This window comes from Curtobacterium sp. GD1 (assembly GCF_020882855.1).
Classification (GTDB): Bacteria; Actinomycetota; Actinomycetes; order Actinomycetales; family Microbacteriaceae; genus Curtobacterium.
This window is the reverse complement of record NZ_JAFEVQ010000024.1, coordinates 40595-60260: the sequence shown is the minus strand read 5'-3', so window position 1 is coordinate 60260 and position 19666 is coordinate 40595. Positions and strand designations below refer to the sequence as shown.

Below are 19666 nucleotides of genomic sequence, written 5' to 3'. Positions count from 1 at the left end.
CACTCGCCCCGCGCCCCGCGCCCCGCGCCCCGCGCGCCTCGCGCGACGGCGCCAGCCGTGCGCACGCGGCGCCTACTCGGCCGCGCGGTGCACCCGCAGCACCCGGAACCCCTTGTCCGTCGACGCCCGCGACACGTGGAACCCCGCGTCGAGCGACTCCCGCAACCACCGCTGCAGCGAATCGCCCCCGAGGTCCTTCGACACGACCAACCACGCGTCCCCACCGACCTCGAGCCGGGGGAGCCACGTCAGCAGGATCTGGTGCAGCTCGTCCTTACCCACCCGGATCGGCGGGTTCGACCAGATCGTCCGGAACCGCAGGTCGGCCGGTACCTCGTCCGGCAGTGCGACGGTGACGTTGTCGGCCCCCGCAGCAGCAGCGTTCGCACGGGCGAGACCGAGCACCCGCTCGTTCACGTCGACGCCCCACACCTGGGCGGCGGGGGAGTCGAGGGCCATGGTGATGGCGATCGGACCCCAGCCGCAACCGACGTCGAGCAGTGCACCCTCGTGCGCGGGCGGCGGCACCGAGCCGAGCAGCACCCGCGTGCCACGGTCGAGCCCGTCCGGGCTGAAGACCCCCGCGGCGGTGGTCAGCGTGAGCGGGCGACCGGCGAGGGTGACGTGGATCTGGCGTTCGCGGGTGTCCGACGACGGGTTCGCGGAGAAGTAGTGGTCGTTCGCCATGGATGAACCGTACCGGCAACCCCGTGTGTCCCGAGGCCCCGAGCGGTACCCTGTGGAGAAGATGACGGACACCACGAACCGAGACGCAGAGACCACCGACGACAGCGCTGCTGGTGTCGTCGAGCGGGTCCTGCGCAACGCCGACTCCCGCGCGAGCTCCTCGATCTTCGCCCCCGCGCAGGCGATCCAGACCCGATCGGTCGACGACCACGCCTGGACGGGCGACGGCGACCAGTACGACCGCGAAGACCGGGCTGCCCTCCGCCGCGTCGGCGGCCTCTCCACCGAACTCGAGGACGTCACCGAGGTCGAGTACCGGCAGCTCCGGCTCGAGCAGGTCGTCCTGATCGGCGTGTACCCGCACGTCGACGCCTCGGACGCCGAGAACTCCCTGCGCGAGCTCGCCGCCCTCGCCGAGACCGCGGGTGCCGTGGTGCTCGACGGGCTCCTGCAGCGCCGGCCGAACCCCGACCCCTCCACGTACCTCGGCAAGGGCAAGGCCGAAGAGCTCGCGATGGTCGTCAAGGCCACCGGCGCCGACACGGTCATCGCCGACACCGAACTCGCCCCGTCCCAGCGCCGCGCGCTCGAGGACGTGGTGAAGGTCAAGGTGATCGACCGGACGGCCGTGATCCTCGACATCTTCAGCCAGCACGCCAAGAGCCGCGAGGGCAAGGCGCAGGTCGAACTCGCCCAGCTCGAGTACCTCCTGCCGCGACTCCGTGGTTGGGGTGAGTCGATGTCCCGCCAGGCCGGTGGCCAGGTGTCCGGCGGTGCGGGCATGGGTTCGCGTGGTCCCGGTGAGACGAAGATCGAGCTCGACCGTCGTCGCATCCACACCCGGATGTCGAAGCTCCGTCGCCAGATCGCCGGGTTCCGCCCCGCGCGCGAGGCGAAGCGGGCCGACCGACACCGCAACGACGTCCCGAGCGTCGCGATCGCCGGCTACACCAACGCGGGCAAGTCCTCGCTGCTGAACCGACTGACGAGCGCCGGCGTGCTCGTGCAGAACCAGCTCTTCGCGACGCTGGACGCCACGGTCCGCCGGACCGAGAGCGCGAAGGGCCGCGAGTTCACCTTCGTCGACACCGTCGGCTTCGTGCGCAACCTGCCGCACCAGCTCGTCGAGGCGTTCCGCTCCACCCTCGAAGAGGTCGGCGAAGCCGACGTCATCGTGCACGTGGTCGACGGGTCGCACCCCGACCCGGCCGCCCAGCTGGCGACCGTGCGCGAGGTCATCGGCGACGTCGGCGCCCGCGAGATCCCGGAGATCGTCGCCTTCAACAAGGCCGACCTGATCGACGAGTCGCAGCGGCTCGTGCTCGTCGGCCTCGTGCCGGACGCGGTGTTCGTCTCGGCGCGCACGGGCGAGGGCATCCAGGACCTCCTCGACGTGATCGAGGCCCGTCTCCCCGAACCCGATGTCGAGCTCACCGTGGTGGTCCCGTACGACCGCGGTGACCTGGTGTCGTCGCTGCACGACGCGGGTGCGGTCGAGACCGTCGACTACGTCGAGGACGGCACGCGCCTGCGGGTGCGCGTGTTCCAGCGGCAGGTCGCGGAGCTCGACCCGTTCGTGGTCGCGCCCGTCGCGTCCTGAGGCGCGCCCTGCGCTGACGCGCGGCGTGCGGTCGTGCGGCGTGCGGTCGCGCGCGGTGCGGTCGCGCGCTGTGCGGTCGCGGAGGCGCGACGCACGCCCGCCCCGCACCCACCGCGGCTGCGCGGTTCCGTTCGGCGCCGCACAACGAAAGCCGGTTCGAACCACGTGATCGCGTGGTTCGAACCGGCTTTGGTTGCGCCCGTCGCAGAGGCACGCGGTGCGTGCGCCGTCAGATCGAGCGGAGGACCGCCACGACCTTGCCGAGCACGGTGGCCGCGTCGCCGAGGATCGGCTCGAACGCGGTGTTGCGGGGGAGCAGCCACGTGTGGCCGTCCCGCTGCCGGAAGACCTTGACGGTCGCTTCCTCGTCGAGCATGGCGGCGACGATGTCACCGTTCTCGGCCGTCTGCTGCGACCGGACGACCACCCAGTCGCCGTCGCAGATCGCGGCGTCGATCATCGACTCGCCCACGACCTTGAGCATGAAGAGGTCTCCCGTGCCGACGAGCTGCCGGGGGAGCGGCACGATCTCGTCGACGTGCTGCTCGGCCGTGATCGGCACACCGGCGGCGATCCGACCGACGAGCGGGACGAGCGTCGTCGCGTCGACGTCCGGGCCCTCGACGTCGGGGGTCGGCTCGTCGACGAGGACCTCGAGCGCGCGGGGGCGGTTCGGGTCGCGGCGGATCCACCCGCCGAGCTCGAGCTGGCCGAGCTGGTGCGAGACGCTCGACAGCGAGGACAAGCCCGCGGCGTCACCGATCTCGCGCATGCTCGGCGGGTAGCCCCGGCTGGCGATCGACGCACGGATCGCGTCGAGGATCGCCTGCTGCTTCGCCGTCAGCGGCTTCTGGCCCCGCAGTTCGTCCGCCACGTCGTCTCGCCCTTCGTCGGTGCCGGGACCGTGCCCGCGGGAATGTCGGTGGTGCCCGCTTGACTTGTCCCAGTCGATCGAAACAGTATCCGACCGGTCATCGCCGGACAAACACCTGTTCGAGCGTGTCGGCAGAAAACCCCCAAGAAATCTCCGCGCAGGACTTGTGCGGCTCGTCATTCGAAACTATGTTCGGTACAGGACTTCGGTTCACCCGAACGGGAAGGCAAGAACGACATGAGCACCATCGCCATCGCTGACATCCAGCGCACCGCGCCCGCCGTGCGTACGCGCCTGCGCCTCACGCGTCGCGGCCGGGTCGTCCTGACGACGCTCGCCGCGATCCCGCTGCTGATCGGTGTGGCACTCGCCGTGCTGAACGGCGGACAGGCATCGGCCGGCAACACCGAGTCGCACGCCCACTTCGAGACCGTGACCATCCAGCCGGGCGAGACGCTCTGGCAGCTGGCGGAAGAGACCGCCCCGAACGCCGACCCGCGCGACTTCGTGCAGGACGTCGTCAGCCTGAACGCGCTCGACGGCTCCGGGCTGCAGGCCGGGCAGGAGATCTCGATCCCGGCGCAGTACACCGCCGCGCACTAGCACCGTCCGGACGGCCGGTCACCATACCGTTCGAGCGGCCTACGATGGATCGGTGGCATTCACGCTCGAAGACCTCCCGATCCGAGACGACCTGCGCGGGCAGAGCCCGTACGGCGCCCCGCAGAAGCACGTGCGCGTGCAGCTCAACGTCAACGAGAACACGCATCCGGTGCCGGCCGACGTCGCCGAGGACATCGTGTCGTCGATCCGCCAGGCGCTGACGACCGTGAACCGCTACCCCGACCGTGAGTTCACCGAGCTGCGGCAGTCCCTCGCGGACTACCTCCAGCGCGACCTCGCGCCGGGGCAGGCGCTCGGTCCGGAGCAGATCTGGGCGGCCAACGGCTCGAACGAGGTGCTCCAGCAGCTGCTCCAGGCCTTCGGTGGGCCGGGCCGCACCGTGCTCGGGTTCCCTCCGACCTACTCGATGCACTCGATCCTCGCGTCGGGCACCGGCACGACCTGGATCCCGGCGCAGCGCGACGACGAGTTCCGCATCGCGCCCGAGACCGTGGTGGCCGCCATCCGTGAGCACCAGCCGGACATCGTGTTCCTCTGCGGGCCGAACAACCCCACGGGTACGCCGCTCCCGATCGAGACGATCGAGGCCGCCTACGCCGCGACCGACGGCATCGTGATGGTCGACGAGGCCTACGCCGAGTTCATGCCTGCCGACGCCCCGAGCGCACTCACCCTGTTGCCCGGGCGGGAGCGTCTCATCGTGTCCCGCACGATGAGCAAGGCGTTCGCGTTCGCCGGTGCCCGCGTGGGCTACATGGCCGCCCACCCGGCCGTCATCGACGCGATCCGACTCGTCCGGCTGCCGTACCACCTCTCCGCGCTGACCCAGGCGGCAGCGGTGGCGGCGCTCCGGCACGCCCCCGCGATGCTCGCGATGGTCGACGACATCACGCAGCAGCGCGATCGCATGGTGACCGAACTCCGGGCGATGGGCTACCGCACGTACGAGACGTGGTCGAACTTCGTCCTGTTCGGCGGCGTCGCCGACCCGCACGCCGCGTTCGAAGCGCTGCTCGAGCAGGACGTCATCGTGCGCGACCTCGGCATCCCGAACCACCTGCGGGTGAGCGCCGGCACGGAAGAGGAGACCACCGTGTTCCTCGACGCCATGCGCCGCGTCGCCGCCGATCAGCCGCCGGTTAGGGTTGCAGCATGACCGCGCGCACCGCCACGATCAGCCGGAGCACGAGCGAGTCGAGCATCGAACTCGAACTCGACCTCGACGGCACCGGCACGTCCGACATCTCGACGAGCGTGCCGTTCTTCGACCACATGCTGACGGCGTTCAGCAAGCACTCGCTCATCGACCTCCGCGTGCGGTCGACCGGCGACACCCACATCGACGTCCACCACACCGTCGAGGACACCGGCATCGTCCTCGGCCAGGCGCTCAAGCAGGCCCTCGGCGACCGTGCCGGCATCGGTCGGTACGGGGATGCCCTCGTGCCGCTCGACGAAGCGCTCGCCCAGGCCGTGGTCGACGTCTCCGGCCGGCCGTTCCTCGTGCACTCCGGCGAGCCCGCGGGCTTCGAGTTCCACCGGATCGGCGGCCACTTCACCGGCTCGATGGTCCGCCACGTGTTCGAGGCGATCACCTTCAACGCCGGCATCACGGTGCACGTCCGCGTGCTCGAGGGCCGCGACCCGCACCACATCGCCGAAGCCGAGTTCAAGGCGTTCGCCCGGGCGATGCGCACGGCGGTCGAACTCGACCCCCGCGTGGACGGCATCCCGTCCACCAAGGGCACGCTGTGACCGCCGGGGCGAAGCCGAACGTCGTCGTCCTCGACTACGGGTCGGGCAACGTCCACTCCGCCGCCAAGGCCCTCGAACGCGCCGGCGCCGACGTCACCCTGACGTCGGACAAGCAGGCGGCGCTCCGGGCCGACGGACTGCTGGTCCCCGGCGTCGGGGCGTTCGGAGCCGTGGTCGAGCAGCTCGAGGGCGTCCGGGGCGGCGAGATCGTCGACCACCGTCTCGCCGGCGGCCGTCCGGTCCTCGGGATCTGCGTCGGCATGCAGGTGCTCTTCTCGCGCGGCATCGAGCGCGGTGCCGACGTCGAGGGGCTCGGTCAGTGGCCGGGCACGGTCGAGCAGATCCAGGCCGACGTCCTGCCCCACATGGGGTGGAACACGGTCGACGCTCCTGCGGACTCGGTGTTGTTCGAGGGCCTGCACGACGAGCGCTTCTACTTCGTGCACTCGTACGGCGTGACCGACTTCCCGCTCGAGGCGTACGGGCCGTTCCGGGCGCCGCGCCTGACCTGGGCCGAGCACGGGCAGCGCTTCGTCGCCGCGGTCGAGAACGGTCCGCTCACCGCCACCCAGTTCCACCCCGAGAAGTCCGGCGAGCCGGGCATCCGACTGCTCCGCAACTGGGTGCAGTCGCTCTGAGACCCGCGGCGACACGTCGCGAACGACGACGCGCCCGACGACCCCCGCAACGAAGACAGGACCATGACCGAGCTCTCCACCACCACGCCCCTCGTCCTGCTGCCCGCCGTGGACGTCGTCGACGGTCAGGCGGTGCGCCTCACCCAGGGCGAGGCCGGCAGCGAGACCTCCTACGGCGACCCGGTGACGGCGGCCCGGACGTGGCGTGACCAGGGTGCCGAGTGGATCCACCTCGTCGACCTCGACGCGGCGTTCGGCCGCGGTGACAACCGCAAGGTCATCGCGCACGCCATCCGCGAGGTCGAGGGCGTCGCCGTCGAGCTCTCCGGCGGCATCCGCGACGACGCCTCGCTCGAGGCAGCCCTCGCGACCGGTGCGGCACGCGTGAACCTCGGCACCGCCGCGCTCGAGGACCCGGAGTGGGCTGCCCGCGTGATCCGGACGTACGGCGAGCAGATCGCCGTCGGGCTCGACGTGCGCGGCACGACCCTCGCCAGCCGGGGTTGGACGGAGGACGCCGGCGACCTGTGGGAGGTCCTCGACCGCCTCGAGGAAGCCGGCTGTGCCCGGTACGTCGTGACCGACGTGACGAAGGACGGCACGCTGCAGGGCCCGAACGTCGACCTCCTCCGCGAGGTCTGCGACCGCACCGACCAGCCCGTCGTGGCCTCCGGCGGGATCTCGACGCTCGACGACCTCCGTGCACTGCGTGCGCTCGTGCCGCACGGGCTCGAGGGCGCGATCATCGGCAAGGCGCTCTACTCGGGGGCGTTCACGCTCCCGGCCGCGCTCGACATCGCCTCGGAGTAGGCGCGTGGCGGGCATCTCGAACGGTCGCGGCACCGGACCCGACGGGCCCGCGGGCGACGGGCACCCGGACGACGCGCACACCCCCGGTGGGGCGGCGGACTCCGCGGGCTTCGCCTGGGCCGGGCGCACGTTCGACCAGCACGACACGACGTTCGACGACGACGACGGTCTGGCCGACCCGGCCGTCGTCGCCGCGATCACGGCGCTGCCGGACGGGGGGTCGCAGCGGGCGGTCGTCGACGCGCTCCGCACCGCACGGCTGCTCATCCCGCTCATCGCCGAGGCCGGAGACATCGGGCACACCGACGCCGGCAAGCTCGTCGACAAGACGCAGGAGCTCTCCATCGTGACGGTCGCCGGGCCGGACGGTCGCAGCGTCATGCCCGCCTTCACCTCCGTCGAGGCGATGCGCTCCTGGGACGCGGACGCCCGACCGGTCCCCGCGGACTCCCGCCGCGTGGCCATGGCCGCGGCGAGCGAGGAGACCCAGCTCGTGGTCCTCGACCCGACGGCGCCGACCGAGTTCGTTCTCCGTCGCCCCGCGGTGTGGGCGATCGGGCAGGACCTGCCCTGGACGCCCTGCTTCGAGGACCCGGAAGTGGCGCGGGCCTTCGCGGACTCCGTCGTGGGGGAGCGTGCGGTGGCGCGGGTCGAGCTGGCCCCGGGGGACCCGCTCGGACGGTTCGCCGGTGCGGAACTGACGGTGGGGCTGGCGCTCCACCCCGGACTCGACCAGACGCAGGTGCAGGAGCTCGTGGGGCGCCTGCAGCAGCGCTGGACGGCGGACGCCGTCATCGCGGAACGCGTGGACAGCATGCGGGTGGCGCTGCGCCCAGCGTGAGTCGCGCCTCCTGGCCCCGACCTGCGGCGGTGCGGCCCGGCCCGGCGGCCGGTCGCCGGTACGATGACGGGGTGAGCACGAACCCGACGACCACCCCCGGAACCGGCGAGACCACCTACGGTCCGACCGGACGGCCCGTCCGGCAGTTCGCGGTGCCCGAGGAGCTCGACGGCCACGGTCCCGCTCGCATCATCGCGCTGTGCAACCAGAAGGGCGGCGTCGGCAAGACCACGACGTCGATCAACCTCGGCGCGGCGCTGGCGGAGTACGGGCGCAAGGTCCTCGCGGTGGACTTCGACCCGCAGGGTGCGCTGTCGGCCGGCCTCGGCGTGCGGACCCACGACATCCCCACCGTCTACGACCTGCTGATGGGGTCGATCAAGGACCCGAACCAGGTCATCCAGCCGACGAACACGCCCTACCTCGACGTGATCCCGGCGAACATCGACCTCTCCGCGGCCGAGGTGCACCTCGTGAACGAGGTCGCGCGCGAGCAGATCCTCGCGAGCGTGCTCCGGAAGGTCGCGAACGACTACGACGTGATCCTCGTCGACTGCCAGCCGTCGCTCGGGCTGCTGACCGTGAACGCCCTGACGGCGGCGCACGGCGTCCTCATCCCGCTCGAGTGCGAATTCTTCGCCCTGCGTGGTGTGGCGCTGCTCATCGAGACGATCGACAAGGTGCGCGACCGGCTCAACCCGGCGCTGCAGCTCGACGGGATCCTCGCGACGATGTACGACTCGCGCACGCTGCACTCGCGCGAGGTCATGGAGCGCGTCGTGGACACCTTCGACGACCGCGTGCTCGACACCGTCATCGGCCGGACCGTGAAGTTCCCGGACGCCACGGTCTCGGCGCGGCCGATCACGCAGACCGCGCCGGACCACGCGGCCGCACACGCGTACCGGCAGCTCGCCAGGGAGCTCGTCGAGCGTGGCGCCGTCGCCTGACCCCGGCCCTGCCGGACAGCCGGCCCCCGGACCGGCCGGACAGCCGGCACCCGGACAGCCGGCACCCGGACCGGCCGGGCAGCCGGCCCCGGCCGGACCGGCCGGACAGCCGGCACCCGCCGGCACGCAGACCGCGGCCGGCTTCCGGGTCCGGCTCCGCAACTTCGACGGCCCGTTCGACCTGCTCCTCTCGCTCATCACGAAGCACGAACTCGACATCACCGAGGTCTCGCTCGGTGCCGTGACGGGCGAGTTCATCGAGTACGTGCGCCAGGCCGAGTCCCAGGACGAACTCGACGAGGCCAGCGAGTTCCTCGTCGTCGCCGCCACGCTGCTCGACCTCAAGATCGCCGGACTCCTGCCGCAGGGCGAGCTCGTCGACGCCGAGGACGTCGCCCTGCTCGAGGCCCGCGACCTCCTGTTCGCCCGACTGCTGCAGTACCGGGCGTTCAAGCAGGCCGCCGACTGGTTCGGCTCCCGCTGGCTGACCGAGTCCCGACGCCACGTGCGGAGCGTCCGGCTCGAGGAGCGGTTCCGTGCCCGGACCCCCGAGCTCGTCTGGACCCTGTCGGTGCAGGACTTCGCCGCGCTGGCGACCCTGGCGTTCGCGCCGCGGGAGCTCCCGACGGTCGGACTCGACCACCTGCACGCCCCGCTCGTCAGCATCCGAGAGCAGGCCGCGATCGTCGTCTCGATCCTCCGCACGCGTGCCGACGAGGACGTCTCGTTCCGCGAACTGGTCGCCGGCGTCTCGGAGACGGGTATCGTGGTGGCTCGCTTCCTCGCGATCCTGGAGCTGTACCGGAACGCATCCATCTCGTTCGAACAGTTCGAACCGCTCGGGGAGCTGACGCTGCGCTGGACCGCCGACGACTGGTCCGACGAGAGCCTCGCCAACCTGGGAGCCGACTATGACGGATGACGTGCACGACACGTCCAGTGCCGAACCCGGCGGCGCCGACGAGATGGCCGACGCCCGCGCGATCGAGCGCGAGATCCACGAGGCGCACGAGCGTGCCGCCCGGCCGGAGATCCCCGTCGACCGACAGCTCGAGGCGATCCTGATGATCGCCGACGAACCCCAGTCGCTCGTGTCCCTCGGCGCGGCCGTGGGGGCTCCCGTCCCCGCCGTCAGGCAGGCCATCGAGCGTCTCGTGGCGGACTTCGACGGGGTCGACGGCACGATCCGCCGCGGGTTCGAACTCCGCGAGGTCGGCGGCGGCTGGCGCTTCTACGTCCGGCAGGACCTCGACGACGTCGTCGAGCAGTTCGTCGAGGCCGAACGCCCCTCCCGCCTGTCGCAGGCGGCGCTCGAGACCCTCGCGGTCGTCGCGTACAAGCAGCCGATCACCCGTTCGCAGATCGCCTCGATCCGCGCCGTCAACGTCGACGGCGTCGTCCGTACGCTCGTCGCGCGCGGCCTCATCGAGGAGTCGTTCACCGACGCCGAGACCGGCGCCATCAACTACGTCACGTCCGACCTGCTCCTGCAGCAGCTCGGCATCAACTCGCTCGACGAGCTGCCGCTCATCTCGCCCCTCCTGGACGACGGTGCCGGCGGCTTCGAGCAGAACGAAGGGATCCCCGATGGCCGCGTATGAGGAAGAACGACGAGGCGGCCCACGGGGTGGCGCGGGCCGGGACGGCGCGGGTCGCCGGGACGGCGCGGGTCGTCCTGGAGGCGCGTCACGCGACCGCACCGCCGGCTCCGGCCGTGCGGGTGGCCGGTCCGAGAGCGCTGGTCGCGACGAGCGCGGAGGCTACCGCGGGCGTGACGAGCGTCCTGCTTCCGGTGGGTACCGGGGCCGTGACGAGCGTCCGTCCTCTGGCGGTGGGTACCGGGGTCGTGACGACCGTGCGGGGTCCGGCCGGCGTGACGACGACCGCGGGGGCTACCGCGGCCGTGACGAGCGTCCGTCGTCCGGTGGTGGGTACCGGGGTCGTGACGACCGCCGTGATGCGCCGCGCCGTGACGATGACCGCGGCGGGTACCGCGGGCGCGACGAGCGTCCTGCTTCCGGTGGGTACCGCGGCCGTGACGACCGCCGTGATGCTCCGCGCCGTGACGATGACCGTGGTGGGTACCGCGGGCGTGACGAGCGTCCGGCGTCCGGTGGTGGGTACCGGGGTCGTGACGACCGCCGAGATGCCCCGCGCCGTGACGACGACCGCGGCGGGCACCGCGGGCGTGACGAGCGTCCGGCGTCCGGCGGCGGGTACCGGGGTCGTGACGACCGCGGGGGAGACCGGGGTCGGTTCGTCGGCCGCGAGGACGACCGCCGCGGCAGCGACCGCGGCGGGTTCAACCGCCGTGACGACGACCGCGGCGGGTACCGGGGTCGTGACGAGCGCCCCGCGTCCGGTGGGTACCGCGGCCGTGACGATCGGCGCGACGACCGTCGTGACGCCCCCCGACGCGACGACGACCGCCGCCGCGACCCCGCCCGCGAGGACCGCCGTGCCCCGGACGGCCGACCCAGCACGGTGTGGCACAACGGCCGACGCTACGTCGGCGGCACCACCACGGCGCGCAACGGCGACCGGCCCCGGAACACCGGCCCGCGCGGCACCGACCGCCGCACCACCCCGCAGCCCGAGGGCGCCCGCGACCAGCAGGGCCAGCCGCTCGAGGGCACGCCCGAGCGCCCGATCATCCCGGACTGGGACGCGGCGGACGGGACGGCGACCGCCGGGGCCGCGCCGCGCCTCCAGGCAGAGGGGGAGCGCCTGCAGAAGGTGATCGCCGCTGCGGGCGTGGCATCTCGCCGCGTCGCGGAGAACCTGATCGTCGAGGGCCGCGTGACGGTCAACGGCGAGGTCGTCGACGCGCTCGGCCGGCGTGTCGATCCCGAGACCGACCAGATCGCGGTGGACGGCGTCCCGGTGCAGATCGACAGCTCGCGCCGCTACGTGCTGCTCAACAAGCCGACCGGCATGGTCTCGAGCCTGCAGGACGAGCGTGGACGGCGTGACCTGTCCGAGTACGTCGACCGGTACGAGGAGCGCCTGTTCAACGTCGGGCGGCTCGACACCGAGACGTCCGGGCTGCTCGTGCTGACGAACGACGGGGACCTCGCGCACGTCCTGGCGCACCCGTCGTTCGGGGTGACGAAGACGTACATCGCGAAGGTGCGCGGCAACGTGAACCCCGCGACGGTGCAGCGGCTGCTCGACGGTGTGGAGCTCGAGGACGGTCCGATCGCGGCCGACAAGGTCCGCCTGCTCGAGTCCTCGCGCGGGGAGTCGCTCGTCGAGATCACGCTGCACTCCGGTCGCAACCGGATCGTGCGCCGCATGCTCGACGAGGTCGACCACCCCGTCCTCGAGCTGGTCCGGCGATCGTTCGGGCCGCTGCACCTCGGGTCCCTGCCGATCGGCAAGACCCGGGAGCTGTCGACGGTCGAGCTCGGTTCGCTCCTCCGCATCGCCCGTGAGGCGAAGGGTTCTCCCCAGGCCTCGGACGGCGAAGTGTCCTCGGACTGACGATCGGTAGGCTTGCGGGGTGACCGACGCCACCACCCCGCTCGCCGAACCGGCCATCGACCGGCGGCTCCGGGGACCCGTGCGGATCGTCGGCGCGGGCCTGCTCGGCGCGTCCATCGGCCTGGCGCTGCGTGAGAAGGGTGTCGAGGTCGTCCTCGACGACGTCTCGCCCGCAGCCCTGGCGCTCGCCGTCGACTACGGCGCCGGGCGTCGACCGGCTCCCGGTGACCGTCCGGAACTCGTCGTGGTGGCCGTCCCGCCGGACGTCGTCGCGACGGTGGTCGAGCGCGAGCTCGCTGCCTTCCCCGGTGCCGTCCTCACCGACGTGGCGAGCGTGAAGTCGGGGCCGCTCGCCTCGCTCCGGGCAGCCGGCGCCGACATCTCGCGCTACATCGGCTCGCACCCCATGGCGGGCCGCGAACGCAGCGGGCCGACCGCCGCGCGCGCCGATCTCTTCCTCGGGCAGCCGTGGGTGATCGCCGGGCACGACGACATCACGTACCAGCGTGCCGCCGTGGTGGAGGACCTGGCGCTCGACGTCGGCGCGACCGTGGTCCCGATGGAACCGGAGTCGCACGACCTCGCGGTGGCGTACGTCTCGCACGCACCGCAGCTGGTGTCCACGCTGATGGCCTCCCGGCTGCGGGACGCCCCGGACGGCTCGCTCGGCCTCGCGGGCGGCGGCGTCCGTGACGTGACCCGCATCGCCGCGAGCGACCCGGGGTTGTGGGTGCAGATCATCGGTGCGAACGCGTCGCGCATCCGGCCGGTGCTCGCGGACCTCCGCGACGACCTCGACCGGGTGCTCGCCGCACTCGAGGACCCGACCGCGCCCGGTTCGCCCCGCGCCCTCGCCGAGACCATCGCTGCGGGCAACCGCGGCGTCGAACGGCTGCCGGGCAAGCACGGCACCACGAAACGCTTCGCCCAGGTGGTCGTCCTCGTCGACGACACCCCGGGCCAGATCGCCGCCCTCCTCACGTTCATCGGGGAGATCGGCATCAACCTCGAGGACATGCGCCTCGAGCACTCACCGGGCGCGCAGATCGGCATCGTCGAGGTGTCGGTCGTGCCCGAGCAGGAACAGCGACTCGTCGACGAACTCGAGGGTCGCGGATGGAGGATCGCAGCAGCATGGGCCTGAACAACGACGACTCCGGCGTGACCGGTGGACCCGACGGACCCGACACGGGGCTGCCCACGCCCGGCGACCAGCCCGGCCCGATCGGCGGCGCCGGCGGTGCGGGTGGCGGTCTCGACGGGCAGGGTGGCGGCGAGCCCGGTTCGACGCGCGACCCCCTGCCGGCCGGACTGCCGGACGGCGCCTTCGTCGCGAAGTTCGTGATCGCGGTCGACGGTCCCGCGGGCAGCGGCAAGTCGAGCGTGTCCCGTGCCGCGGCGCGCGCGCTCGGCTTCGGCTACCAGGACACCGGTGCCGCCTACCGCGCGCTCGCCTGGCACGCACTGCAGCAGCAGGTCGACCTCGACGACGCCGCCGCGGTCCTGGCGAGCTGGGACACCTTCGACTACGAGATCGGCACCGACCCGGACGCCTACTTCGTCCAGGTGAACGGCACCGACGTCACCGACGCCATCCGAACGCCCGAGGTCACCGCCGCGGTCGCCCACATCGCGAAGCTGCCCGAGGTCCGGCAGCGGCTCGTGCAGCTCTTCCGGAACGTGATGCGCAAGGCCGAGGGCCGGGGCATCATCACCGAGGGGCGTGACATCACCACGGTCGTCGCGCCCGATGCCGAAGTCCGGATCCTCCTCACGGCCGACGAGTCCGTTAGAATGGCTCGGCGCTCGGCTGAGGTCACCACCCAGTCGGCCGCCGAGACCTCCGCCGCACTCGCTCGTCGCGACGCGGCGGACGCGAAGGTCGTCGACTTCATGAACGCCGCCGACGGCGTCACGACGCTCGACTCCACCGACCTCGACTTCGACCAGACCGTGCAAGCGGTCGTCGACCTGGCCCGCGCGACCGGGCACTGACCACCAGGGCCACGCGCGGCCACGCACTGACAACACGCGGCCGAAGGGTCGCCGGCAAGGACACCCACATGGCGCAGCTGGACAACCCAGAACACGACGACTTCCCCGAGTACGACGACGCCCTCGGCGAGCGGATCGCCGGGCTCGACGAAGCCGAGGCCGAGCAGCGGGCGAACGCGCTCCGCGCCGGGCTCGAGGACTACGAGCTCGACGAAGAGGACGTCGCCCTGCTCGAAGCCGGGCAGCTCGGCGAGGACGGCATCACGTACCTGCCGGCCTACCCGGTGCTCGCGATCGTCGGGCGACCGAACGTCGGCAAGTCGCAGCTGGTGAACCGCATCCTCGGTCGCCGCGAAGCCGTCGTGCAGGACACCCCCGGTGTCACGCGTGACCGCGTCGCCTACAAGGCGGAGTGGAACGACAAGCGCTTCACCCTCGTCGACACCGGCGGGTGGGAGCCCGACGCCAAGGGCATCAACGCCTCCGTCGCCGCCCAGGCCGAGGTCGCGATCGACCTCGCCGACGCGGTGCTCTTCGTCGTGGACGTCACGGTCGGCATCACCGCCACCGACGAGCACGTCGTGAAGATGCTCCGCGGTACCGACCGTCCCGTCATCGTCGTCGCGAACAAGTCGGACGACGACCGGCGCGACCTCGACGCCTACGAGCTCTGGAACCTCGGTCTGGGGCAGCCGTACCCGGTGTCGGCGCTGCACGGTCGTGGCGTCGCCGATCTCCTCGACCTCATCATCACGACGCTCCCCGACACCTCGGCCGTCGCCAAGCAGGAGGTCGGCGGACCCCGTCGCGTCGCGATCCTCGGCCGTCCGAACGTCGGCAAGAGCTCGCTCCTGAACAAGGCCGCCGGCGAAGAGCGCGTCGTCGTCAACGAGCTGTCGGGGACGACCCGCGACCCGGTGGACGAGCAGATCGAGCTCGGCGGCCGTGTCTGGCGCTTCGTCGACACCGCCGGCATCCGCAAGCGCGTGCACCTGCAGCAGGGGGCCGACTTCTACGCCTCGCTCCGCACGACCGCGGCGCTCGAGAAGGCCGAGGTCGCCGTGGTCGTCCTCGACGTCACCGAGCCGATCTCCGTGCAGGACCTCCGCATCATCGACCTCGTCCTCGAGTCCGGTCGTGCGCTGGTGCTGGCCTACAACAAGTGGGACCTGCTCGACGACGACCGCCGCCGCTACCTCGAGCGCGAGATCGAGCAGGACCTCGCGCACGTGGCGTGGGCCCCGCGCGTCAACATCTCCGCACGCACCGGTCGCCACCTCGAGAAGCTCGTGCCGGCCCTCGAGACCGCGCTCGACTCGTGGGACACCCGCATCCCGACGGGCAAGGTCAACGCCTTCATCGCCGAGCTCGTGCAGGAGCACCCGCACCCGGTCCGTGGTGGCAAGCAGCCCCGCATCCTGTTCGGGACCCAGGCGTCGAGCCAGCCGCCGACGTTCGTGCTGTTCACGACGGGCTTCCTCGACCCGCAGTACCGACGCTTCATCACGCGTCGACTGCGCGAGGTCTGGGGCTTCTCGGGCACGCCGATCAACGTCAACATGCGGGTGCGCGAGCGCCGCAAGCGCTGAGGTCGATCAGGAGATCCGAGATGACGAGGGCGAGTCGACGATGGCTGTTCGCAGCGGTCGCTCTGCTCGCCCTCGTCGCGGTCCTGGTCGCTTGGCGCGCCATCCAGACCGAGCGTGGCATCGACGCTGCGGAGCCGGTCGCGACGACGACCCCGCTCGCCGAACAGGGTGTGCAGGGCGGCACGCTCGTGTCCCCGTCGAACACGCTCGGCGCCCCGGTCCCCGAGCCCGCCACCGATGACCATGCCGACGGGTCGCCCATCGACCCGTGGTGGCGGCGCGTCCCGCCGGTGGCCGGCGACCTCGTCCCGATCGCTCCGATCGACGGGATCGCCTCGGAACACGACCGGTCCGCCTCAGGACACGTCCGGATCGCCCGAGCCGGGGAGCACCTGCTCGTCAGGATCACGGACCTCCGGGTGGCGTTCTCCGACACGGAGCTGCCAGGGGTCCGGGTGGTGCTCTCCGAGGGCACGGTCGTCGGCGCGCGGCCCGGGCTCTGGACGGGCCACGAGGACGATGACGACCTCGGCACGATCCCGTCCGACGTGGGGACGATCACCTTCGACCTCGAGGCACCCCGCGGCATCCCGGACCCGGTCCGCTCGCTCGTCCTGCTGGACCCCGACTCCGGTGCGGTCCTCGGGGGAGCCGCGCTCCTGCCGACCGACTGAGGCGTCGCCGGTCTGGAGGCGCGGTGCCGGTTCGTGCCGCGGGACACGGCTGGGTGGTGCGGTGCCGGTTCGTGCCGCGGGACACGGCGGGTGGTGCGGTGCCGGTTCCCACCGCCGGATACGGCACCATGGGAGGGTGACGCAGCAGAACGCCGGGCTCGGTGCCCTCGCCGACCGCCTGTGGTGCCGTCTGCACCTCGACCGACTGGCCGGCGGACGGCAGGCGGACTACGTCATCCGCGAGGACATGCTCGACCACCCCGAGACCGTCCGCTCCTTCCGGTGGATCCGGTGGCTGCTCGTCGCCGAGACCGTGGTCGGCCTGACGGCGATCGTCGTGGCGATCCTCCTGACGCACGCCGGGCAGACGGTCCCGTGGGCGGTGTGGTTCCGTGCGACCGTCGTCCTGCTCATCACGCTGACGCTCTACGTGTTCGCGTGGCGGGCGCAGCTCGGGTACTACTGGGCATACCAGCGGCTGCGGTTGTTCAGCCGGATCTTCCCGGTCGTGACGCTCGTGGTCGCGGCGATCCCGGGGCTCTACCCGTTCTGGATGGTCATCGAGCAGATCGTGTTCTCGCTGCTGATGATCGGCATCGGGGACGTGCTGACGACCGACCACATGCGGGCCGCGTTCCCGAAGCCGGCGCGACGCTCGGGGCCTGCGGCGGGCTGAGGGGGCGGTGGCGGCGCGCGGTGATGGCGCTGGGTGGTGCCGAGCCGGTGCGACATCGTCGACGTCGTTCGACACCGGTCTTGTCGCTCGTTGCGGACGCGCACCGTTGCACGCGCGGGGGAGCGACTCAGTCGAGGTCGTACGACGTCGACGATGTCGTTCCGAGTCGGCCCGCCGCTCCGCCCGCCGCGCCGCCCGCGCCGCCCGCCGCCCCCGCGGCCAGGCTCCCGAGCAGCGCCAACGCCCCCGCCGAGGGCGACCCCGGTTCGGCGTGGTGCAGCACGAGCAGCTGCCCGTCCGTCCCGCCGATGCCGAGCTTCTCCCGCCGGAGCTCGAGCTCGCCCACCTCCGGGTGCCACATCCGCACGGTGCCCCCGGCGAGCGGCCGGACGTCGTGTCGCGCCCACAGCCGACGGAAGTCCTCGCTGCCGAGCGACAGTTCGCCGACGAGCGAGGTGATCGCCGGATCGTCCACACGAGTCCCGATGGAGGACCGGAAGGCGGCCACCATGCCGCCCATCTGCTGCTCCCAGTCCGGGTAGCGCCCCTGCTCGGTGTGGCCGAGGAACATCGTGCGCAGTCGGTTCTCGCCGGCACGCATCCCCGGCGCCAACGCGGACGCGAGCCGGTTCGCGGCGAGCACGTCGAACGCACGGTTCTCGACGAAGGCGGGCAACCCGACGACGTCGAGCAACTGCAGCGTCCCGGTCGGGACCCGGTCACTCCGGCCTCCGCGGGATCCCCTGGCCCGGTCGGGCGCAGCGGCACCCGACCCGGATGCGCTGGCCAGACCCCGCAGGTACGCGGTCGCCGTGGCGTCGAGGCCGAACACCCGTGCGATCGCGTCGAGCACCTGCCCCGACGGGTTCCGGTCACGCCCCTGTTCGAGACGGAGGTAGTAGTCCGCGCTGATCCCGGCGAGCGTCGCCACCTCCTCGCGGCGCAGCCCCGGCGTGCGTCGGACGCCGGTGACGCGCAGCCCGGCGTCCTCCGGGCGCACGAGCGCACGCCTCGCCCGGAGGTACTCGCCGAGGGTGTTGTCGCTCACCCCTCGATGCTACGGACCCGGCGCGGTCCGATCCTGGTCCCCGTGGTCCCAGGGTCGACGGGGACCTGTCCGTCCCGGCGGACCGGGAGCATCGTGGTGGACATGACCGACACCACACTCCCCGGCGGTTCCTTCCGCCTCGCCGACGACCTCGACCTCACCCGCGTCGGGTACGGCGCCATGCAGCTCGCGGGCCCCGGCGTCTTCGGGCCGCCCACCGACCGCGACGAGGCGATCCGCGTCCTCCGCACCGTCGTCGAGCTCGGGATCACCCACATCGACACAGCCGACTTCTACGGCCCGCACGTCACGAACGAGGTCATCCGCGAGGCCCTCCGCCCGTACGCCGACGGCCTGCACATCGTGACGAAGGTCGGCGCCCGGCGCGATGCGGACGGCGGATGGCCGCATGCCCGCGAGCCGCACGAGCTCGTCGAGCAAGTGCACGACAACCTGCGGCACCTGGGGCTCGAGCAGCTCGACGTGGTGAACCTCCGCGTCGGCGGGTTCGACGCCCCGGAGCCGGGCAGCCTCGCGCCGCAGTTCGAAGCGCTCGCCGAACTCCGGCAGCAGGGACTCATCAAGCACCTCGGCCTGTCGACCGTGAACGCCGAACAGCTCGCCGAGGCGCAGTCGATCGCCCCTGTCGTCTGCGTGCAGAACTTCTACAACGTCGCCCGCCGCGAGGACGACGCGATGGTCGACAGCACGGCCGCGCAGGGCATCGCCTACGTGCCGTACTTCCCGCTCGGCGGCTTCTCGCCGCTGCAGTCCGGTGCGCTCGACGCCGTCGCGGAGCGGCTCGGAGTGTCGCGGCTGACCGTGGCGCTGTCGTGGCTGCTCCAGCGCTCGCCGAACATGCTCCTCATCCCGGGGACCTCGTCCGTCGCGCACCTGCGCGACAACGTCGCGTCGGCGGGCTTCGCCCTGCCGTCCGACGCGCTCGCCGAGCTGGACGCGATCGGCGCCTGAACCGCACCCCGGCGGACTGGAGGCGCGGTGCCGGCCCGCACCGCGCCTCCGGTGTGCGACGATGACCGCCGGGGCGGCGCCCATCGGGGCGTCCGGGGGAGGTCCGACATGACAGCACGTTCGTCCGGCGACCGCACGATCGGCGCGAGCAGCTGGTGGCTGGCTGCGCCCGGGGCCGTCGCACTGATCGCCGGCGTCGCACACGCGGTCGGCCTGGCGCGCGTGTTCACCGAGGGGTTCCCACCGTGGTGGGTGGTGACGGGGATCGTCTCGCTCGCCGCGCTCCTCGCCACGGTGGTGGCCCTGTTCCGGGTGCCCGGGCCGCGTCCGGCAGCGGTCGTCGTCGCAGCGGCCGGGTTGTTCGTGGCAGGCGGGACGCTGCTGGTCGACGTGGCCGTCGTCGTCTTCCTGCAGTGGGTTGCCGACGGCCTGAGCAACCCGAACGGCTGA

22 protein-coding genes are annotated in these 19666 nt (G+C 72.2%); 18 read left to right on the top strand and 4 right to left on the bottom strand.

Annotated elements, in window-relative coordinates; translation table 11 throughout:
* Positions 1-72: 72 nt before the first annotated feature.
* Positions 73-687 carry a class I SAM-dependent methyltransferase gene (locus tag JSX79_RS13685; protein ID WP_071301669.1) on the bottom strand — a complete coding sequence of 205 codons (615 nt, stop codon included), beginning with the start codon at positions 685-687 and terminating at the stop codon, positions 73-75.
* 61 nt (positions 688-748) lie between these two features.
* On the opposite strand from JSX79_RS13685, the gene hflX reads away from it, so the two are divergent.
* A complete protein-coding gene (gene hflX, locus JSX79_RS13680) occupies positions 749-2287 on the top strand; it encodes a GTPase HflX (protein WP_229086689.1) in 1539 nt (512 codons plus the stop codon).
* Between the two features lie 229 nt (positions 2288-2516).
* Here the strand turns inward: hflX and lexA are convergent, their stop codons facing one another.
* Positions 2517-3161: a transcriptional repressor LexA gene (gene lexA, locus JSX79_RS13675; protein ID WP_070416502.1), complete on the bottom strand. Its 645-nt coding sequence runs from the start codon at positions 3159-3161 to the stop codon at positions 2517-2519.
* A 237-nt stretch (positions 3162-3398) separates the two neighbouring features.
* Here lexA and JSX79_RS13670 point away from each other — a divergent pair, with 237 nt between their 5' ends.
* The 9 genes from JSX79_RS13670 to scpB all read left to right on the top strand — a co-directional run bounded on the left by JSX79_RS13670 (position 3399) and on the right by scpB (position 10380).
* Entirely contained in the window at positions 3399-3764 is a 366-nt protein-coding gene (locus tag JSX79_RS13670) for a LysM peptidoglycan-binding domain-containing protein (protein ID WP_070416501.1), read from the top strand.
* Positions 3765-3816: 52 nt separating this feature from the next.
* Positions 3817-4941, top strand: coding sequence for a histidinol-phosphate transaminase (locus JSX79_RS13665; RefSeq protein WP_070416500.1), 1125 nt, complete (start codon positions 3817-3819; stop codon positions 4939-4941).
* Positions 4938-5540, top strand: a complete 603-nt coding sequence (hisB, locus tag JSX79_RS13660; protein WP_071301667.1) for an imidazoleglycerol-phosphate dehydratase HisB — start codon at positions 4938-4940, stop codon at positions 5538-5540. The genes JSX79_RS13665 and hisB overlap by 4 nt, the downstream gene beginning before the upstream one ends.
* The gene (hisH, locus tag JSX79_RS13655; protein ID WP_070416498.1) at positions 5537-6178 is read left to right on the top strand and encodes an imidazole glycerol phosphate synthase subunit HisH; all 642 of its coding nucleotides are present in this window, start codon (positions 5537-5539) and stop codon (positions 6176-6178) included. Before hisB ends, hisH begins: the two co-directional genes overlap by 4 nt.
* 63 nt (positions 6179-6241) lie before the next feature.
* Positions 6242-6988 carry a bifunctional 1-(5-phosphoribosyl)-5-((5-phosphoribosylamino)methylideneamino)imidazole-4-carboxamide isomerase/phosphoribosylanthranilate isomerase PriA gene (gene priA, locus JSX79_RS13650; RefSeq protein WP_229086688.1) on the top strand — a complete coding sequence of 249 codons (747 nt, stop codon included), beginning with the start codon at positions 6242-6244 and terminating at the stop codon, positions 6986-6988.
* A gap of 4 nt (positions 6989-6992) precedes the next feature.
* Positions 6993-7829: an SseB family protein gene (locus tag JSX79_RS13645; protein WP_229086687.1), complete on the top strand. Its 837-nt coding sequence runs from the start codon at positions 6993-6995 to the stop codon at positions 7827-7829.
* 71 nt (positions 7830-7900) lie between these two features.
* Entirely contained in the window at positions 7901-8779 is an 879-nt protein-coding gene (locus tag JSX79_RS13640) for a ParA family protein (RefSeq protein WP_070416496.1), read from the top strand.
* Positions 8763-9701: a ScpA family protein gene (locus JSX79_RS13635; protein ID WP_229086686.1), complete on the top strand. Its 939-nt coding sequence runs from the start codon at positions 8763-8765 to the stop codon at positions 9699-9701. The genes JSX79_RS13640 and JSX79_RS13635 overlap by 17 nt, the downstream gene beginning before the upstream one ends.
* On the top strand, positions 9691-10380 hold the full coding sequence (gene scpB / locus JSX79_RS13630; protein WP_229086685.1) for an SMC-Scp complex subunit ScpB: 690 nt from the start codon (positions 9691-9693) through the stop codon (positions 10378-10380). Before JSX79_RS13635 ends, scpB begins: the two co-directional genes overlap by 11 nt.
* A gap of 85 nt (positions 10381-10465) precedes the next feature.
* Here scpB and JSX79_RS13625 read toward each other — a convergent pair whose 3' ends face one another.
* Positions 10466-11272, bottom strand: a complete 807-nt coding sequence (locus JSX79_RS13625; RefSeq protein WP_229086684.1) for a hypothetical protein — start codon at positions 11270-11272, stop codon at positions 10466-10468.
* Positions 11273-11506: 234 nt separating this feature from the next.
* Here JSX79_RS13625 and JSX79_RS13620 point away from each other — a divergent pair, with 234 nt between their 5' ends.
* From JSX79_RS13620 to JSX79_RS13595, 6 genes are all read left to right on the top strand, one after another.
* Positions 11507-12262: a pseudouridine synthase gene (locus JSX79_RS13620; protein WP_229086690.1), complete on the top strand. Its 756-nt coding sequence runs from the start codon at positions 11507-11509 to the stop codon at positions 12260-12262.
* A 19-nt stretch (positions 12263-12281) separates the two neighbouring features.
* Entirely contained in the window at positions 12282-13406 is a 1125-nt protein-coding gene (locus tag JSX79_RS13615) for a prephenate dehydrogenase (RefSeq protein WP_229086683.1), read from the top strand.
* 167 nt (positions 13407-13573) lie between these two features.
* Positions 13574-14257, top strand: coding sequence for a (d)CMP kinase (gene cmk, locus JSX79_RS13610; protein WP_267484435.1), 684 nt, complete (start codon positions 13574-13576; stop codon positions 14255-14257).
* A gap of 68 nt (positions 14258-14325) precedes the next feature.
* Positions 14326-15846, top strand: coding sequence for a ribosome biogenesis GTPase Der (gene der, locus JSX79_RS13605; protein ID WP_229086682.1), 1521 nt, complete (start codon positions 14326-14328; stop codon positions 15844-15846).
* 20 nt (positions 15847-15866) lie between these two features.
* Positions 15867-16520, top strand: coding sequence for a hypothetical protein (locus JSX79_RS13600; RefSeq protein WP_229086681.1), 654 nt, complete (start codon positions 15867-15869; stop codon positions 16518-16520).
* A 136-nt stretch (positions 16521-16656) separates the two neighbouring features.
* Complete coding sequence (locus JSX79_RS13595; protein WP_229086680.1) at positions 16657-17196, top strand: hypothetical protein; 540 nt, start codon at positions 16657-16659, stop codon at positions 17194-17196.
* 127 nt (positions 17197-17323) lie between these two features.
* On the opposite strand, the gene JSX79_RS13590 is transcribed toward JSX79_RS13595, so the two are convergent.
* The gene (locus tag JSX79_RS13590) at positions 17324-18244 is read right to left on the bottom strand and encodes a helix-turn-helix domain-containing protein (protein WP_229086679.1); all 921 of its coding nucleotides are present in this window, start codon (positions 18242-18244) and stop codon (positions 17324-17326) included.
* A 102-nt stretch (positions 18245-18346) separates the two neighbouring features.
* Here JSX79_RS13590 and JSX79_RS13585 point away from each other — a divergent pair, with 102 nt between their 5' ends.
* Both JSX79_RS13585 and JSX79_RS13580 read left to right on the top strand, forming a co-directional pair.
* On the top strand, positions 18347-19216 hold the full coding sequence (locus JSX79_RS13585; RefSeq protein WP_229086678.1) for an oxidoreductase: 870 nt from the start codon (positions 18347-18349) through the stop codon (positions 19214-19216).
* A 108-nt stretch (positions 19217-19324) separates the two neighbouring features.
* Entirely contained in the window at positions 19325-19666 is a 342-nt protein-coding gene (locus JSX79_RS13580) for a hypothetical protein (protein WP_229086677.1), read from the top strand.

Coding starts and splice junctions, on each gene's coding strand:
- JSX79_RS13580 (WP_229086677.1), top strand. CDS start 19,325: ATGACAGCACGTTCGTCCGGCGACCGCACGATCGGCGCGAGCAGCTGG.
- JSX79_RS13670 (WP_070416501.1), top strand. CDS start 3,399: ATGAGCACCATCGCCATCGCTGACATCCAGCGCACCGCGCCCGCCGTG.
- hflX (WP_229086689.1), top strand. CDS start 749: ATGACGGACACCACGAACCGAGACGCAGAGACCACCGACGACAGCGCT.
- JSX79_RS13585 (WP_229086678.1), top strand. CDS start 18,347: ATGACCGACACCACACTCCCCGGCGGTTCCTTCCGCCTCGCCGACGAC.
- hisB (WP_071301667.1), top strand. CDS start 4,938: ATGACCGCGCGCACCGCCACGATCAGCCGGAGCACGAGCGAGTCGAGC.
- scpB (WP_229086685.1), top strand. CDS start 9,691: ATGACGGATGACGTGCACGACACGTCCAGTGCCGAACCCGGCGGCGCC.
- JSX79_RS13600 (WP_229086681.1), top strand. CDS start 15,867: ATGACGAGGGCGAGTCGACGATGGCTGTTCGCAGCGGTCGCTCTGCTC.
- JSX79_RS13685 (WP_071301669.1), bottom strand. CDS start 687: ATGGCGAACGACCACTACTTCTCCGCGAACCCGTCGTCGGACACCCGC.
- der (WP_229086682.1), top strand. CDS start 14,326: ATGGCGCAGCTGGACAACCCAGAACACGACGACTTCCCCGAGTACGAC.
- priA (WP_229086688.1), top strand. CDS start 6,242: ATGACCGAGCTCTCCACCACCACGCCCCTCGTCCTGCTGCCCGCCGTG.